A 16,542-nucleotide genomic window follows, 5' to 3' on the forward strand; every position below is an offset into this window, starting at 1 on the left:
ATAATTTGGTGGCATGGGAAGATAAGAGAGGAGATCAGAATATGCCTTCAAGCAAAACCATCATGCTGCAAGCTGCAAATTTATGTAAAACATACACCACTGGCAAGGAGCAGTACCATGCCATTCGGAATGTCGATCTGTCGATTTACGCAGGAGATTTCACGGTCATCATGGGCGACTCGGGGTCGGGAAAGTCCACCTTGCTGTATTTGCTCAGCGGACTTGATGAAGTGACAACCGGAGAAGTCTGTCTGCAGGGACAGCGCTTTGATCAATTTTCAGCCAAGGAGCTTGCACGCTTTCGGGCGAACCGGATCGGCTTTATCTATCAAAACAGCAACCTTGTACCCGATCTGTCGCTGTTCGATAACATTGCCCTCCCTGGATATATCGCAAATCAGGACAAGGAGCAAGTAAGGCAACGGGCAAATGACTTGATGGTCAATCTCTCCCTCGATAAACAGAGCAGCCGGCTGCCTTCCCAAGTATCCGGAGGGCAGCAGCAGCGGGCGGCAATCGCCCGGGCGCTCATCAATAACCCGGACATCATTTTTGCTGATGAACCTACCGGCAGTCTGAACTACGAACAAGGCGTTACGGTGCTTGATATATTGAGCCGGATGCATGCGGACGGTCAATCGATTGTCATGGTCACCCACGACATGAAGGCAGCCTGCCGGGGCAATCGCCTTATCTACATCAGCGACGGCAAGATCGGTGGCACGCTGGATATGGGGCCCTACAGTCCGGAACAGGCCTCCGAGCGGGAAGCGATGATCTTCGCTTATGTCACCGGGAGGAGGTAGTCTGGGATGCGAGCCATATTAACACTCTGCTGGGGCAACCTGCGCAAAAGAAAAATGCAAAACACGCTGATCGCATTGCTTATTGCCCTATCCGCTCTACTCGTCAGCACCGCATTCACGGTCTTGATGAATACGGAGAATGTATTCAATGATCGCCATGCGGCTGCTCATGGTGCGCACGAAGTCATAAATATGACCCGTGGGCTGCATGACGAACAGTTGGTAGCCGACTGGTGGTCCAGCCAAGAAGGCGTAAACGCGTCCAGCTTAATCCCTTACAAGCCATGGACCGGACTGGTCTTTAACGGGGAAGAATTGCCCAATCTTTATCTGTATATGATCAATMCCCCGCCGATGCCGCATGGGGTCAACAATCCTCTTCCCGGTACAGGCCCTGAGCATCTGACGGTTCCGGAAGTCGGCGAAATCTGGATACCCACCTCGCTTGCCTACAAATACAACATGCATATCGGCGATGAATTGGTGTTCACCTCAGGGTCTGCACCGGCACAATTCACGATCGGTGCGATTGTCATTGACATATCCCATGGCGGTCCTTTCTCGACCACTGCCCGCATCTGGATGAAAGAAGCCGACTATCGGTCAACCATGGGTAGCTTGTCCACTCAGGAGCAATACATGTTGTCGCTTCGCTATGCGTATCCTGAACAAAGCGAGGAATACTGGCAGCGCTTTGAGCAGGCGCTCGGATCGCCATTTTTGGAGGAACGCGTTTCATTTGCCGAATTGTCGGCCTTTTATTTTATCATGAACAAGGTGATCGGCTTTGTGATGAGTTTCCTCGGATTGGTCATGATCCTCGTCGCCTTGCTCACGATCGGCTTTACGATCACGGACACAATCCTTGCCAATTACCGCACGATCGGCATTCTCAAATCGATTGGCATGACCTCCGAACGCATCATCGGCACCTACTTGCTGCAGTACGGTTTAATGACGATTGTCGCCTTGGTCCCGGCACTGATTGCAAGCCACTTCCTTTCAGATGTCATCATCCAGAACTCCCTGTCTTTCCTCAAATCCGACACAGCTCCTGTTCCCGTTCAAGCGGCAGACGTTGCGATCTGGACTGGCTGCGGCCTGCTGCTCATCATCCTTCTATGCGTCCTTGTTTATGCTTCCAAGACACGCCATATCGAGCCCATTCAAGCGATCCGTTACGGCATGTCGGAGTCTTCACATAGTCGTATCCATCGGCATGGTGCCCGCAAAAGACTGCTGGATCGATGGTCCGTACCCACGGTCATCGGCTGGAAGCATGTGAGCGGCAACAAAAAAAGCGCAGCGCTGATCTTTCTGTTGATGAGCATCACAGTGGCTGTGCTCGTCTTTGGCGCCGTGCTGGTAACCAGCGTCTATCGCATCAGTGAAACGTCGGCCCAGTGGGGTTATGACGATGCGGATATCGCGATTATGGTTATCCATGCGGAAGGTATAGATCGGGCGGAAATGCAATCTTATATCCAAAGCGACCCTCGGGTTCACAGTCTGAACTGGTCCGGATCAGCCACCGGCGTCATCGCCATGGCCGAAGAGGATGACAATCCTCAACAGACATTCAGCCTCCCTTTGACGGTCGTGGAAGGCAGCATGGACGAGATCGGATTAGCCTCGCTTGCAGGCCGTAATCCCGTACTCCCTAATGAAATTTCCATCGGGATCAATATTGCCCGTAAATTGCAAAAAGGCATCGGCGACATAGTCACGATCTACATTGAAGGAGAACCGCATCCATTGCTAATCACCGGCACCTTTCAGTCCATTTCCAATATGTCGAACGTCGCCAGGGTCACATCGGATCTTGTCGAGCAGTTGAATCCGGACGCCGGGTTTATTCAACTTAAGGACAATGCGGACAACGATGCGTTTGTGCAGCAGTTGAACGAACGTTACAGCCCTTCCATTCAAGCGCTGAAGCAGGAAGTGCTGCTCGATTCCGTATTCAAAGAAGCCGCGGCGGTTTTGCTCATTCCGATGAGTATGCTGGCCCTTCTGTTCATGGCTGTCACTTGTCTTATTGTTTATACAACTTGCCGGCTGCATATTCGTAAGGAAACGAAAACATATGGCATTTATGCCTCGCTCGGCCTGACCGCAACCGACATTCGTCGTGCCTTGACAAGCGGCATTGCCGGACTGGCTGCGCTCGGTGCGCTGGCTGGCATCGCTTGCGGCGTCTACGCATTGCCGGCCGTGCTGCGCGGTCTGCTCTCTACCTATGGGATTGTCAAGCTGCCGCTCATCATGGAATGGCCGCTGGTCATTGGGCTGACTCTGATCGCGCTTGCTATCGCCGTCAGCGGCTGCTGGCTGGCTTCGCGAATCCTCCGCCGCACCTCCCTTCGTGTGCTGGTCATGGATTCATGAAGACGGTCCATGAACAGAAGATGACCTCCGAATGTCGGAGGTCATCTTTTTACTTCTTGCCTTAATAAATCTTTTTATTTTAATTCACATCGTATTTGTTCTTTCCACTTGATAATATTTGCGATGGCATTTGTTTCACCACCTAAATAGATATCTTCTATGGTCATTGACCAAAATTTAGATTTGCGATTTCTTTCGTTATGCGGAAGAGGGTTTGTTATTTTATCCACCTTGGTTACTGACTCTCGATTTTTCTTGAGTATATAGGCGGTATCCCAATCATGATCATAAGCATCCGTAAATAAATCAACCAGCAATCGGTAACCTTCCTCTGTAAAGTTGGAAGGATGCTGCAGCATATAACATGAAACAAGCCAAAAATGTAAAGCATATAACGCTGGATCACGATGTTCCCAGACAAGGGGAAAACCGAATAATTCATAGCAGGAAAACCCATCTACCTCCTTAGATCCACACTCAATACATCTTCCAGACTCCATTACGGTGTGATGATCAGCCACTTTATAATCCCCCTATCCTAAATGCTACTTTCCCCAAGATTAATAGATTGACGTTGCGTTACGTCAACTCTTTGTATTCAACCAAATAGAAACACATTAAGGCACAGAAGGTATCTTCTGTGCCTTATTGATTCAAGTATGAAGAAGATCTACTTTCTTTCGATATATTCCTCTTGGTTTTTTAATTCCATGTAACGAATAATCAGCTTATCCAACGACTGTGAAATTGCGACAACATCTTGATGCACCAGTTCGAAACTGCTCGCCACTCGCTCAAGTTCTCTTCGGAGAAGTTCGAGTTTTTTCGATACTTGTTTGAGTTCGCTCTCGATAGAAATCACCTTGTTCACCTACCCCCGTCGTAACAAGTGATTGATGACAGCTGCCACAGTTATCGATAACGCGAATCAGTTTATATAACTTACTTATCATTATAAATTTCGACGACAACAAAAAAAATACCCAGAATTGGGTAATCTTTATTTTAAGACAAGTTTTATGACGATTATGTAAATTTTTTAAGAAATGCTCCTTTATGGTTGACCCTCGTTTTTGCATAGATCTTTTTAATAAAAGTACGAACCGTGCTTTGGCTAATACCATAAATATCAGCAATTTCAGGGACATTTTTATTCTCAAGCCACCCATAGGCTATTTCTTTCTCGCGATTCGTCAATTCATATTGGTGAAAGTGAGAATAGATCAGCTCCCTTTGCAGAACGGGATCCTTTTGAGGTGATTTTTCTTCAATATTCTTGGCCAGGTGTTCAATGAGCGGTATGGCAAATGTAACCTCGTGCAAATAATGAAAACTAAGACCAAGGTAGCCTATAATCACATTTTTTATTCGAAGGGGGGTACAAACACACGCCAATTCTGAAAACACACGATTACAATGCTCGGCCCCAATTACGACAGAAAGCGCTTGTTGTTCCATGGATAATGAAATGGCATTGCTTCCTGCGTCTTTCATTGCCAACGAGGTCCCATTTTTTATATTATTCCTCTCGAGGAAACTTCTTAAAGAACCTGTTCCGCAATAATCGATAACGGCACCATCCGCATCTGTTATAACAAATAAATAAGGTATGGACAGCAAATTGTTCATATTCCTGGTTTCCTCTTGCAGCAAATAAAGAATTTCTTTCCGTTCAATCAACCTTTGTTTCATTTCAGTCATACTGAGGATATTAGGAAAATGATTGTTTACTTCTACCAGTGTTCTTTGACCCATTATTCCCCCTCTTCCCTTGTAAGAATAAGCGATTAATAATGAAAGCGATCTCCTATTCATCACTGCTCATTCGACAGCTCACAGCAAAAAATAAAAAAACCCCATCCATTATGATAACCACAACAAAATAGACGGAGGCTTCCGTCGTATTCGGCAGCTGGCTGGCATCGCGGTCTTAAGTAGATCCACATTAGCCCCTGTAGCTTTGCGTCGCCGCTTTTCAGTGGGTTTGCTATTATCGTGCGAAGTAGAAATTTGTCGAATATTCTAACATGTTATGACATATCCAAACTATAACTTGCATTGTTTTTCATTTAATATAGGCCGCACGACCCAAATTTCCATATTTTTGTTAGATTTGTCAATCACTCTTACACATATGCAGAATCACTTTTTGCGCCAAGCGGGTTGATAGACCGATTTCGGGGGAGGGAACTGGTGAATCCAGTTAATGATCCGGGTCGATATCCACTGGCATACAACTGCAAGGATAATAATTTTCCAATCGATTACATAGGCAGCGAAGGCGAATATAATTCCATTCATCCAGAACAATGAGGTGCCCGGGTTGATTCTTTTATACTTATAAATGGCTAAGGCAACATAACCGATTCCCCCATTCGATACCCTCTGCTTTATAAGGATGGCGACACCTGTTCCGAGAATAACCGAGCCGAATAGAAGATCGATCCATACGTTGCCGAACGGGGGTTCTAGGAACACCTCGAAGAAATTAACGGAAACGGACGTCACTGTTATAACAAATATGGTCCCGAAGGCACTGACACCATCAAGATAAGGGACTGTAAAGGCAAGGAAAATAAAATTGGCCAGCCACAGTCCGAGACTCATCGGGATCTCGAACGCATGGTTCAGAAGCACCGCGATCCCTGCTCCTCCTCCCGAAGGAATGGCGTGAGGAAACAAGAACATGGCCATGGCAAAACCTTGAATGATGGAGCCGGCGGTAATGTAGAAGAGTTTCTTAGAAATATGACGATAGAAAAAGGGGCTCTTCCGCCCGGGTAGGATCTGTAAGTTCACACGGAATCATCCTTCATAGATTAGAGTAACAAGCTAGTCCTGCTTTTTTAAGTGTATGCTTGTTCCCTGGAGGGGATACCGGGATAGATCTTTTTAACGAAAATATGTATAGGCTGACTCTGGAGATATCCATAGGCAGCCCGCTAGTATTTATCATTCTCTTGTGGTTTGGTCTATGTTTAAATTACGTAACAAAATCCATCGGTTTGTTTCTCTCTCACCCCGAGTTCAAACGTATCTTGACGAAGACCCCGGCGCATCGTTTCAAGGGAAAGCACTTCGGTGGGTTGGATATTTCCCAAATGCACATGAGATCCGAATTTGCGGAGAAGCATCGCTTGCTGCTGCTTAAGAGGTGCCTCCCAAATCAGCTTTCTTGCATCCGACACGTTGTCGATGATATTATTTATCATTTCTTCCTGGCACTCGCCATGCTTATCGTAAATACCGATGCCTAGTCCTGACTCGCGCGCTTCAACAATGATAAACTCCGCGCCTACGTCTAAATCCGCTTCCATCGTATACGCGAGCATTTCGGCGTCGATGTGGGAACCGGATTGTTTTTTACCATACTCCGTATAAACCCGAAGTCCGCGTTGTTTACCTTCCCGGATGAGCTCCGTTCGTTTTTTTCGAGACATCTCAATCGTGCCGTCAGATACTTCTATAGCGTTAAATCCAAGTCGGCAAACGGTATTAAAAAATGCGGGGACGACATCTTGCTGCACGGCTGTCTCAAGCAAGGTCCCGCCGGGCATGACCGTGATTCCATGTTGTTTGGCTAGATTGATCTTGTATAGCAGCATTTCCGTTTTATACAGCGGAGCCGTCCCAAAACCGAATTTGACACAATCGATGTAATCCGAGGCTGTTTCGATCACATCTGAGAACATGTTTCTACCCAGGCCTTTATCAATTACCATCGTCATCCCGCGTTCCATGACCCCGTAGGTGTCGTGGTCTTTTTTGCCGTGTTCGGGATTTTCGCGCAGCCCGCTCGGATCACATATCTCCATGGGCCAAACTGTTCGCAGGGAACTGTTCATTCTAGGATCTCCTCAATTCTTTTTGATTTAGTCGTTTAATCCAATGACATTGGCATAATATGCTCATACCCATTGACAGGTGCCCATCTTTTGTCATAGGGATTTGTCCGGTCATCCGATCTGCCGAGGCGGCTTAATCAAAAAGAACACCAAACCTAGTGTAACCAAAGATAGTGAAGACACGGTTATAAAAACAACCTGATCCGATTTATCCATCATCCACCCGAACAAGGGCGGCCCTGCTGCAACTCCCAAAAATCGCAAGCTATTATAAAGGGACGTAATCATCCCTCGCTCACTTTTCTCAACAGCACCGGTGATCATCGTATTCAAGCAAGGAAGAAGCATTCCGGTCCCGATACAACTGACTGTCAGCAGCCCGATAAACACGTAAATGTTCTTAAAAAAGAAAAGTGTAGCTGCCAGAGATAGGGTCATGGCAATCAGCCCGATATTCATCAGCCAACGAATCAACAGGCCATTCTTCTTGATCAAGCTTCCAGTCGTATAGGAAGTGATAACCATCCCAAGTAATGGAATGGCCAAAATCAAACCCTTCACGACCCCGTCAATGTTATAAGGCTTGTCTTCAAGAATGTTGGATAGATAAAACAGTATGCCAAACAAAATGAATAGCCCCAGCGAACCGGCAAAAAAAGCAGTGATGAGCCAGCGGCCTTTTTCTTTAAAGATGTCTCCGATTTTTCCGAGGTACTTCCTTAGTTCTTGCTTTGAATTATGTTTCGATTCTTTGATCATAAAAATGACGGCCAACAACGATAGTGCACAGAACACGGGAAATGCGAAGAAGGAAGCATACCATACGATCAGCATAAGCAAGGAGCCGATGATCGGGCTGAGTACCTTACCCGCGCCATTGGAGGCTTCGATTAGTCCCAGTGCCTTGCTTTCTGTCCCGCCATCATATAAATCGCCGACGAGCGCCATGGCAATCGGTGCTGTTCCGGCGGCCGCTAGCCCCTGAATCGCCCTCGCGGAGATAATCACCCCGAAAGAGTTCCAAATAGCACCGAATCCTGCCAGAATACCGGCACCTCCATATATGATCAGGGCGGGTATAATAATAACTTTGCGTCCAAATCGATCGGACAAATAACCAATAATCGGAATAAACAAGCCAGCTGCCAAGGAGAAAATCGTGATGATCAAGCTGCTTTGGAATTTACTGATACCCAGTTCCCTTTGCATTTCAGGAAGCCCCGGAACTAACATGGAATTGCCAAAAACGAGCACGATCGGAATCGTTGCCAGTGCGATAAATTCCCACACTTGACCCTTTGAGCCGGTAGAAGTTTTTGATTTTCCGGTAGATTCGCTGTCTTGTGTCTCCTCGGAGTCGGTCTGCAGGTCGATATCGCTATGAAAGCTGATATTCAGTTTTCGCTTTTTGGTCTTCTCCATGGTATCGCTCCTCGGACTTGAAGTTCGTGTAGAACAGAACATTTTCTTTATCCATGCTTCCTAATTATCACCACATCCGGATTTAATATTCCATCACGGCTGCTGAATCCATTAGAGGATTTGAGCACTCCTTGGATTTGGGCAAATATACTGTTACTAAAATAGCCCATTATGCCGGGTAAAAGGGGATACGACATGCCGATACAGATTATTCAAGGACACCACCACACCTTGGACGCATCACACATCAATATTGTAATTGATGTTATAAGGGCTTTTACCGTAGCGCACTATGCCTTTATCCATGGGGTTCAGGGTATCATTCTGGCAGGAACTCTGGACGACGCCTTACGTCTAAAGAAAATCTATCCTGACTTTTTATTGGCGGGAGAGATACAGGGTCTGCCGATTCCGGGGTTTGAGCTGGATAATTCGCCTGCGCGTTTACATGGCTTCGATCTTCGGGAGAAATTTCTGATCCAAAAGACAACCAATGGAGTTACAGCCACCCTAAACGCATTGAGCACCAAGCATCTATTCGTTACCGGGTTCACAAATGCAAGAACAACCGCAGAGTTTATAAAGAGGAACTTATTAAAAGACGATGACATGATGATTAATGTAATTGCTTCGCATCCGTCAGGGGATGATGATCTGGCCTGCGCACAATATATATCGGAAATTCTCCAAGACACTAATCGTATATCTGCCAAAGAAACCATTGAACGAATTCGAAAGTCAGAAGCGGCCGGGAAATTTTACGATATTGAAAGACCGGAATTTTTACAGGAGGATATTTCGTTTTGCATCCAAGAAATCCCTTCCGACTTTGTAATGAAAGTGAATCTGAACAAAAACCATCCGTTGATTGAAAGGCTCCAGGTGGGGGTCTTTAATCACTGATTATGCTAGGTACCGCTTGTGAGTTTCTGAGTCGTCATCATAAGGGTATAATTTACATTGATAAAAGAACGAATGTTCGCATATAATACAAACAAACGTTCCCGTCAATGAGGTGGTTAATGATGTTGAGTATTGGGTTGAAACCAGATGAAACCCAACTGGTGAAGGATTATATTTTATTACCCCTTTTACTTGATGTGTTAGAGCATGACCGTTCGATCCTATGTAGAGCAGATTTAAAGACCCCGGAGCTAACGAATGCGATGATCGACCATTTGCAGGCAGCTGCATTATCCGATTTAGCTCTGGCTCGCAGGAAAATGCGTGAATACGCCATTAAGGTTTACGAGGATCGAAAAACAAAGCTTGGCATTGAGGTTGAATTCATCTGCAGAGGGTACCATCACAAGCTGTCTATACTGTGGGGGCTAATTGAGGCAGAGATCGAGCAGAGATCGTACACCTACCTGGGGCTAAAAATCGCAGATAAGGGGAGTTCGCTGTGAAATCATCTAACCGAGTGATCATGTTAGGGGATTGCCAGTCCTTTTATGCATCTGTTGAGAAAGCAGACCATCCCGAGTATAAAAACCGCCCTTTGGTCGTTGCAGGGGATCCGGAAAGACGTTCAGGCATCGTGTTGGCTGCTTGTCCGCTCGCTAAAGCAAAAGGAATAACGACGGCAGAGCGATTAGGAGAGGCACTATCCAAGTGTCCCGACCTTGTCGTCATCAAACCCAGAATGCAGAAGTATATTGACGTCTCGATGCAAATCACGGAGATATACAAGAGTTATACCGATTTAGTTGAGCCTTACAGTATCGACGAGCAATTTTTAGACGTTACCGGTTCGCTGCATCTGTTCGGCACACCGGATGAGTTAGCCAGAACCCTTCAGCGTCATGTCATGGATGCCACGGGTGTGTACGCTCGCTTCGGCATCGGCGAAACCAAAATCCTGGCTAAAACCGCCTGTGATAACTACGCCAAGAAAAATCCGTCCGGCATCTACACGTTGTCCAAGGACTCGCTTCCGGATACCCTCTGGAAACTGCCCGTTAGCTGTATGTTTATGGCCGGCAGCAAGATGACCCGCCACTTTAACGTCATGGGGCTGCCCACGATCGGCAGCGTGGCTCAGACGCCACTTGCTAAATTGAAGCAGATGATGCGCCGTAAATTCGGTAAAAATTCCGATATTTCAGCCGAGATGTACTGGCGAATTGCCAACGGAATCGATGATAGCCCGGTAAGGCCAGGCACGCACCAGGTTGACCCTAAATCGGTTGGACACATGATGACTCTCCCTCGCGATTATACCAAGCTGGAAGAAATCAAGGTCGTACTTTTAGGTATCAACATAAAAAACGCGTGCATAAAACTGTTTAATCTTTAATTCTCTGGAGAAATAATATTTTTTAGGTTGTTTGATATTGAGCATTAATAAAAAATGAGCATAATTCTGTCTATTTATGCTCATTTTAGTCGAAAAAGTTGTTCTATTGATTAACATAGACGGTCGGAGTTTGATTGTATGACAAACGCGTCCTTGGTCGATTCACGAAGAAATATTTTAAAAGGCTGCCATGAATATGGCAGTTATTTTCACACTAGATGCGTCGGCTATGAATTCCCAATTGGCCAGTGGGAATCAATACAGGTGATGCTAAACCAGAAGTGAATATCTTTCCTAGAAAATGCTGCGGGAAAGCGAAACGGCTTACGAACAGCTATCGAGGTATTGGCTATACCTGCTAACTCCATTACGCCAAAACTGCCAAGGGGAGGCTTTTGTTTTAGCAAACAAAAGCCTCCCCTTCAGTTACCAACTGGTTTCTGAGACCTCGAAAGCAAATGAAGCCCATCTGCCATAACCTTCCCGTCGAGCTTAGCCTATCCTAACCTCATTTTAACACGCTTGTGCCACGAATCCTCAATCGTGAAGTCTCTTTGAGATCTTCGCTTCTGAATCTTGCCACCTGGCTTCGTGTTCATAGGATTCAGCTATTTCTTCGAGAACCCTCCCAACATATGGATAGTCAAAGTATAAACGCTCAGCCAAGGTGTGGTATTTTGCTGCGAGTTCACGCTCCTGTTCGCCACCCTCGTTACGCCAATGTACGCCTCGAGAATTATGAACGCCGATATAAAATCCCCTTCCTATTTCTGGGGATGCTATCCCCTCCATCGCCTCACAGACCGCTTCGCAGGGCCATAAACCACTTTCCCCCACCGGCGTCTTGGCAAGTAATTGGCCAAGACAATGATCTCCAATCTCAGCACGACCGAATTCGCGGCATAGACGACGAACCTCGGTAAGCCAAGCAATAAGTGCCTCTGCGTCGATTTTTCCGTTTACGTCAGTGCCAGGGATATTTGTTATCTGCTCAAGAAGGCGATGAGCTGCTGCTGCGACTGCCGCCCGCTGCTCGGGATTCTCAATCTTCCATTCCGTTGGGTCCTCGCCTTCGTCTCTCCGCTTGTAGGCAAGTGCCACCGCTTGGACAAATAACACCGGTGACTCCGCTATTTGACGTTCAAGATTCGGAATTCCGTGCTCACTGTGATCGAGAGCGTCAATGAACATAAACTCCAACTGGGCCATTTCATCACGAGTGACGTCTGCGCGCCCATTAAGCGAATCCAATGACTCTGAGATGTAGTAGCTGTCCAACTTGAACTGGCCTGCCGGTTCGGCATCAACCGTTACTACATCTCGCAGCAGCCGCTTTAAGCGGGAGGTTTCAATATCCTTGAAATTCATGTGAACGGCGTGGAACGCTGCACGGGGGCGCCGGACCTTCAGGAGGTTGTCGATCATTTCAGTTAGCTCGGCTGTCGTGTGTCGGCTCCAAGACGGGAACACATCTTTCCAGTACCCGACGTGGATATCCTCGCCATACCCATCCAAGAGACGCCAAGTGGATGCTTGAAACGGTGCGTTTACAAACAACCGGTTGAGCTCATCGGGAGGCAACTCTTGGGCCGCTGTCTGCAACACTTCGACACGCGAGTCATCCTCAATCGCCAGCAAGAAACCCTGTAAGCACCACTCGGCTTTACTGCGGAGATCTCCTTCAAGAGAAAGGCAGCGCCGGATGAAATCGACTCGTGCCTTGACTCCGGTGACACACGATACTGCGTAGCGGCCAATGACGCCCGATGCTCCACTGCCGAACATCAATTTCTGAACTCCTTTAAAACCACACTCGTTCCATATTTCTCTCATCGCATCGTGGCGAGACCTATCGATCCGCTCGTCACGCTTCCGATAGTCGAAATCCTCCTCTTCGATCTCATCAATCGATTCCTGCACCCACTGCTCAGCGAAAAGCCAACCGTGACGTATGACTGGATCTTCGGGACGGAGAAGATCATAGGATTCGCGGGCACGATCACGGGTTGCTTCACCGAGCTTCTGGTAGCGGCTTCGTCGAGTGAAAGCAAACTGCCGAATGCGTTCGCGCAGTGCTGCTTTAGCAGATTCGCCAGCGTTCCTTGACCATTCACCGATCAGATCCCAGACCGTATTTTGGTCCTCCGCAGGCATACCCTGCAGAGACTCAACTAATGCCCCAAGTGTCTTTTCGTCGTGAGACGGCCAAGCTATTAGAAGGTCCAGAGCCTTTCGATTGAAGTCGTACATTTCCTTTCGTGTGACGACCTGTCCAGCCCCGGAGGCGTCGCTACGCCAGTTGGGTCTATAGCTATTGTGCCCGATCTGGGAACCCGGTTTAATTTGCTCGATGCAAATTTCCCAACCAACATCCGGGAAACGCTTGATAATCATCTCCAATACCTTGAGCCTCTGCTCCACTGATGCCGCCGTTTGTGGCATCCATGATCTGAAGATAGCTTGAAGGCTTGCTTCAGGCTTATTTGCCCAATTATCGTCAATTTTCAATTGGGAAAGCCGGGCTAGTATCGCCGACACGCGTGGAAGATTCTGTGGTCTCCATGCAAGGCATTCCAATCCCCAAAGAAGACTCGTACGTGATGGTGAAACCCCGAACAAGCTACTGTCAACTGGCTTTAGAGTGCCGAAGACAATGGGATTTTCGTTCCGTAAATCTTCCTCGATGATTTTGAGGAATTCGTCAGGCGCTGCTTCTGCATAACGCGGTAGGTCGCGGTTGTGAGAAAGCAGCTTTTCGAGCGTCAACGGTGTTAGAAGTTTCCGGATCAATACAGCGACCCGGCCTTCGACATCAATGCCGAGACGACTCTGAAACAGGTGGTTTCCATGAACAGACAGGATGACGAGTGTCTCACAAATACCCTTGCGCAACGCACTAGAGTGATCGCGTGTTTTATCATAAAGCGCAGCTGCCCACCTGTCCTTTTCGGATAGTTCTAGAGCCGGATCGGCCTCTGAAAGGACGTATTCAGCAGAGACAAAGAACCGGCTGAGATCCGCTGGTGTCACCATCCGAGCAATTGCAAACAACGCGTCGAGCTTCGAAGCCACACCACGATATTGCCCCGCAGACCAAACCGGGCTATCATCGAACTGAAGCAGACGGGCGATGTCAACTTCGATCGTTTCATACTCTCGATTTGCCATATTGGAGACGATTTTACGATCGGCCTCCGTCTCGCTGTGCCAAGCTCCAATTAGAGTCATTGGCACGAGAGCCTTTGCACTGTCGTCGTCGCCTGCCCATTCTGGCTTTCTGATCGCAACGTTCTGAGAGAGTCGACGACGGAGAATCGTCGGTGAACGACCCGATTCCCTAGCAAACCTGTCGATGTCACCCTCCTCTACTCCCATCGAGGTAAGAGCCTCCTTAAAAGCTTCGTGGCTAAGTAAATCGAGCTTGATATCTGCTTCCGTATCGACAGCATTACGAGGGCGAAATACGATGCAATGAAGCCGGTGATGGACGTCGATAAGTTCACGCTCTGTGACTTCCGAATAAACGATTGGGATGAACGTCACTGATGAAGAAACGAGCATCCTGAGCGCCTCGGGTGATGTAAAAACCGCGGCTAGGTCTTTGAATTGGCGAAGTTCTGGATCATCGAACAGACAAGCCAGAAAAGCAAGTGCCTCATCCCGCGAGTCGGCCGCGACAACAAAGGACCTGCTGCTTGGCTTTTCAAGCCAAGTCCTAAACGTATCGCGGTACGCGGCGATCGAAGGAGCGAATATTTCTGGCGTTAGGCGTGGCTCGCTGGCATTCGCCCAACTGTTCCAGGCTTGCTCCAGCGTTTCATAACCGCTTACTGTTAAGCCTAGCTCTTCTGCTAGCCATATTTGCGCTGGCACGGATTGCTCAAGCCACTGTTCGAGATCACTCGCGTCAAAGGCTCTGACCGCCTTCCAGTCGCCAGCCGTGTTCTTGGACTTCTCCCAGTCAGTCTTGGCATGCCAATTGCGAGGTGTCACGAAGACAAAGGTGCTTTCTGCTCTCACGGCGGGATCTACCGAGGTCAGCCGAGCAATATAATCGCTCTCGGCTTTAGAACCTGGCTTTTGGTCGGTACCAAACTCCCAGTAAGAGTCGCCCTCTGGAATCCAAGGCGTAGCTACAGCAGCTTGTACGAAGCCATCGGAACCTTTGCGCTGCGCATTGTCATATCCAGGAAAGTCGACCTTTTGGAGTCCATTGCCGGTCGAGTGCACTAACTTCCGCAACAACACAGGAAGACGACTTCGGGCATCGATTTGACTATTAGCCCATTCCTCGATCTGCCTTGCCTTGATAGTCAGGAAGTTAGGAACAAAAGCACGCACCGTGATCGACCTTTCGGCAGAAAATCGCAACTGTTGGTCGTAAGCGGCCTGCATATCAAGTAGGTGCTTCCGATTAGCTCCAAACGCCCTCTCCAACCTGACAGCCATTTCTGGGGACAGGGACGCCTTTCCATTAAGGAAATTTGACAATGCTGGTCTACCGACACCAAGTCGTTCGGCAGCTTCTTTCACAGACATCCCCGAGGGAATGATAGTCTGACGCACGTAGGCGCCTGGATGGTCAGACACTCCTGTAGACTTTTTCATTTCACAAACCTCCTCTATTATGTGTAGCGTTACACAATACAATATATTTAGTATTGTATTGTGTAACGCTACACTTATCAAGAAGAATTTTCTATTTTTATAACCATAGTGGTGGACCTTTTGTTTTTCATAAACAAAAATACTCCAGATACCACACCCTCGCCAAAGCTAAGGACATAACGATGGCCGTTCAGCAAAGCACTAGCAAAGTGTCCAGATCTTATTTGGATTTTTTTCACATTGATAAAGGAACATTAGTTCGCATATAATACAAACGAATGTTCCTATTTTGATGAAACGAAGGAGGAATATATGTTGAAATCGTCTAAACGTGTGGTCATGCTTGGTGACTGCCAATCCTTTTATGCGAGCGTAGAAAAGGCCGAACATCCCCAGTACAAGGATCGGCCTATGGTGGTTGCTGGGGATCCGGAACGCCGTTCAGGAATTGTGCTGGCAGCTTGCCCTATTGCCAAGTCAAAGGGGATTACTACCGCTGAGCGACTTGGGGAGGCAGTAGCAAAATGTCCGGATCTCGTCGTTATTAAGCCGAGGATGCAACGATACATCGATGTGTCTATGCTGATCACGGACATTTATAAAAGCTACACTGATCTGGTCGAGCCGTACAGCATTGACGAACAATTCCTAGATGTGACCGGCTCTATGCATCTGTTTGCGGATACACCAGAAGAAATGGCCCAGATCATTCAGGCCCATGTACAGGCTGCGACAGGCGTTTATACTCGCTTCGGGATTGCCGAAACCAAGATCCTTGCAAAGACTGCATGTGACAATTACGCCAAAAAGAACTCATCGGGCATATACACCCTCACCAAAGAGATGCTACCTGAGACGCTGTGGAAACGCCCCGTTAGCGACATGTTTATGTCCGGCAGCCGGATGACCCGACATTTTAATGTTATGGGACTTCCAACCATCGGGAGTGTAGCTCAGACACCACTTGGAAAGCTGAAGCAAATGATGCGACGGAAGTTTGGCAAGAACTCCGATATCCAGGCGGAAATGTATTGGCGCATCGCTAACGGAATCGACGATAGCCCGGTGCGACCAGGTACACACCAGGTTGCACCAAAGTCAGTAGGCCATATGATGACCCTTCCTTTTGATTATCGGGAGTTTGACCACATCTTAACTCCATTGCTCGAGCTAA

The 16,542-nt window shown here is 47.7% G+C and carries 12 protein-coding genes, 1 pseudogene and 1 riboswitch; of the genes and pseudogenes, 6 read left to right on the top strand and 7 right to left on the bottom strand.

Annotated elements, in window-relative coordinates; all coding sequences use genetic code 11:
- Positions 1-41: 41 nt before the first annotated feature.
- Both ACPV3A_RS03900 and ACPV3A_RS03905 read left to right on the top strand, forming a co-directional pair.
- Entirely contained in the window at positions 42-806 is a 765-nt protein-coding gene (locus tag ACPV3A_RS03900) for an ABC transporter ATP-binding protein (protein ID WP_194544078.1), read from the top strand.
- A 6-nt stretch (positions 807-812) separates the two neighbouring features.
- On the top strand, positions 813-3,194 hold the full coding sequence (locus ACPV3A_RS03905; protein ID WP_426198217.1) for an ABC transporter permease: 2,382 nt from the start codon (positions 813-815) through the stop codon (positions 3,192-3,194).
- Between the two features lie 74 nt (positions 3,195-3,268).
- Here ACPV3A_RS03905 and ACPV3A_RS03910 read toward each other — a convergent pair whose 3' ends face one another.
- The 6 genes from ACPV3A_RS03910 to ACPV3A_RS03935 form a co-directional block, all read right to left on the bottom strand.
- Positions 3,269-3,715, bottom strand: coding sequence for a DUF5946 family protein (locus ACPV3A_RS03910; protein ID WP_426198218.1), 447 nt, complete (start codon positions 3,713-3,715; stop codon positions 3,269-3,271).
- Between the two features lie 149 nt (positions 3,716-3,864).
- Positions 3,865-4,065 carry a Spo0E family sporulation regulatory protein-aspartic acid phosphatase gene (locus tag ACPV3A_RS03915; protein WP_426198219.1) on the bottom strand — a complete coding sequence of 67 codons (201 nt, stop codon included), beginning with the start codon at positions 4,063-4,065 and terminating at the stop codon, positions 3,865-3,867.
- A gap of 155 nt (positions 4,066-4,220) precedes the next feature.
- A complete protein-coding gene (locus ACPV3A_RS03920) occupies positions 4,221-4,949 on the bottom strand; it encodes a LuxR C-terminal-related transcriptional regulator (RefSeq protein WP_426198220.1) in 729 nt (242 codons plus the stop codon).
- A gap of 149 nt (positions 4,950-5,098) precedes the next feature.
- Positions 5,099-5,193: riboswitch (cyclic di-GMP riboswitch) on the bottom strand.
- Positions 5,194-5,336: 143 nt separating this feature from the next.
- Positions 5,337-5,981, bottom strand: coding sequence for a YitT family protein (locus ACPV3A_RS03925; RefSeq protein ID WP_426198232.1), 645 nt, complete (start codon positions 5,979-5,981; stop codon positions 5,337-5,339).
- 191 nt (positions 5,982-6,172) lie between these two features.
- The gene (locus ACPV3A_RS03930; RefSeq protein WP_071223336.1) at positions 6,173-7,039 is read right to left on the bottom strand and encodes a phosphosulfolactate synthase; all 867 of its coding nucleotides are present in this window, start codon (positions 7,037-7,039) and stop codon (positions 6,173-6,175) included.
- Positions 7,040-7,150: 111 nt separating this feature from the next.
- Positions 7,151-8,461, bottom strand: a complete 1,311-nt coding sequence (locus ACPV3A_RS03935; RefSeq protein WP_426198221.1) for an MFS transporter — start codon at positions 8,459-8,461, stop codon at positions 7,151-7,153.
- Between the two features lie 195 nt (positions 8,462-8,656).
- Between ACPV3A_RS03935 and ACPV3A_RS03940 the strand changes: the two genes are divergently transcribed.
- The 3 genes and pseudogenes from ACPV3A_RS03940 to ACPV3A_RS03950 form a co-directional block, all read left to right on the top strand.
- On the top strand, positions 8,657-9,364 hold the full coding sequence (locus tag ACPV3A_RS03940; RefSeq protein WP_426198222.1) for a 2-phosphosulfolactate phosphatase: 708 nt from the start codon (positions 8,657-8,659) through the stop codon (positions 9,362-9,364).
- 119 nt (positions 9,365-9,483) lie between these two features.
- On the top strand, positions 9,484-9,870 hold the full coding sequence (locus tag ACPV3A_RS03945; RefSeq protein ID WP_339219142.1) for a hypothetical protein: 387 nt from the start codon (positions 9,484-9,486) through the stop codon (positions 9,868-9,870).
- Positions 9,871-9,890: 20 nt separating this feature from the next.
- Positions 9,891-10,715 (top strand): annotated as a pseudogene (locus tag ACPV3A_RS03950) (DNA polymerase IV); the annotation flags it as partial.
- A 582-nt stretch (positions 10,716-11,297) separates the two neighbouring features.
- Here ACPV3A_RS03950 and ACPV3A_RS03955 read toward each other — a convergent pair.
- Positions 11,298-15,368 (bottom strand): HigA family addiction module antitoxin, encoded by a 4,071-nt coding sequence (locus ACPV3A_RS03955; RefSeq protein WP_426198223.1) that lies wholly within the window; start codon positions 15,366-15,368, stop codon positions 11,298-11,300.
- 312 nt (positions 15,369-15,680) lie between these two features.
- On the opposite strand from ACPV3A_RS03955, the gene ACPV3A_RS03960 reads away from it, so the two are divergent.
- A partial coding sequence (locus tag ACPV3A_RS03960; protein ID WP_426198224.1) for a DNA polymerase IV occupies positions 15,681-16,542 on the top strand: 862 nt, incomplete at its 3' end.

The sequence above is a fragment of the Paenibacillus sp. Dod16 genome (assembly GCF_049893405.1).
GTDB lineage: Bacteria > Bacillota > Bacilli > Paenibacillales > Paenibacillaceae > Paenibacillus_AQ.

Coding starts and splice junctions, on each gene's coding strand:
- ACPV3A_RS03900 (WP_194544078.1), top strand. CDS start 42: ATGCCTTCAAGCAAAACCATCATGCTGCAAGCTGCAAATTTATGTAAA.
- ACPV3A_RS03920 (WP_426198220.1), bottom strand. CDS start 4,949: ATGGGTCAAAGAACACTGGTAGAAGTAAACAATCATTTTCCTAATATC.
- ACPV3A_RS03930 (WP_071223336.1), bottom strand. CDS start 7,039: ATGAACAGTTCCCTGCGAACAGTTTGGCCCATGGAGATATGTGATCCG.
- ACPV3A_RS03935 (WP_426198221.1), bottom strand. CDS start 8,461: ATGGAGAAGACCAAAAAGCGAAAACTGAATATCAGCTTTCATAGCGAT.
- ACPV3A_RS03940 (WP_426198222.1), top strand. CDS start 8,657: ATGCCGATACAGATTATTCAAGGACACCACCACACCTTGGACGCATCA.
- ACPV3A_RS03945 (WP_339219142.1), top strand. CDS start 9,484: ATGATGTTGAGTATTGGGTTGAAACCAGATGAAACCCAACTGGTGAAG.
- ACPV3A_RS03955 (WP_426198223.1), bottom strand. CDS start 15,368: ATGAAAAAGTCTACAGGAGTGTCTGACCATCCAGGCGCCTACGTGCGT.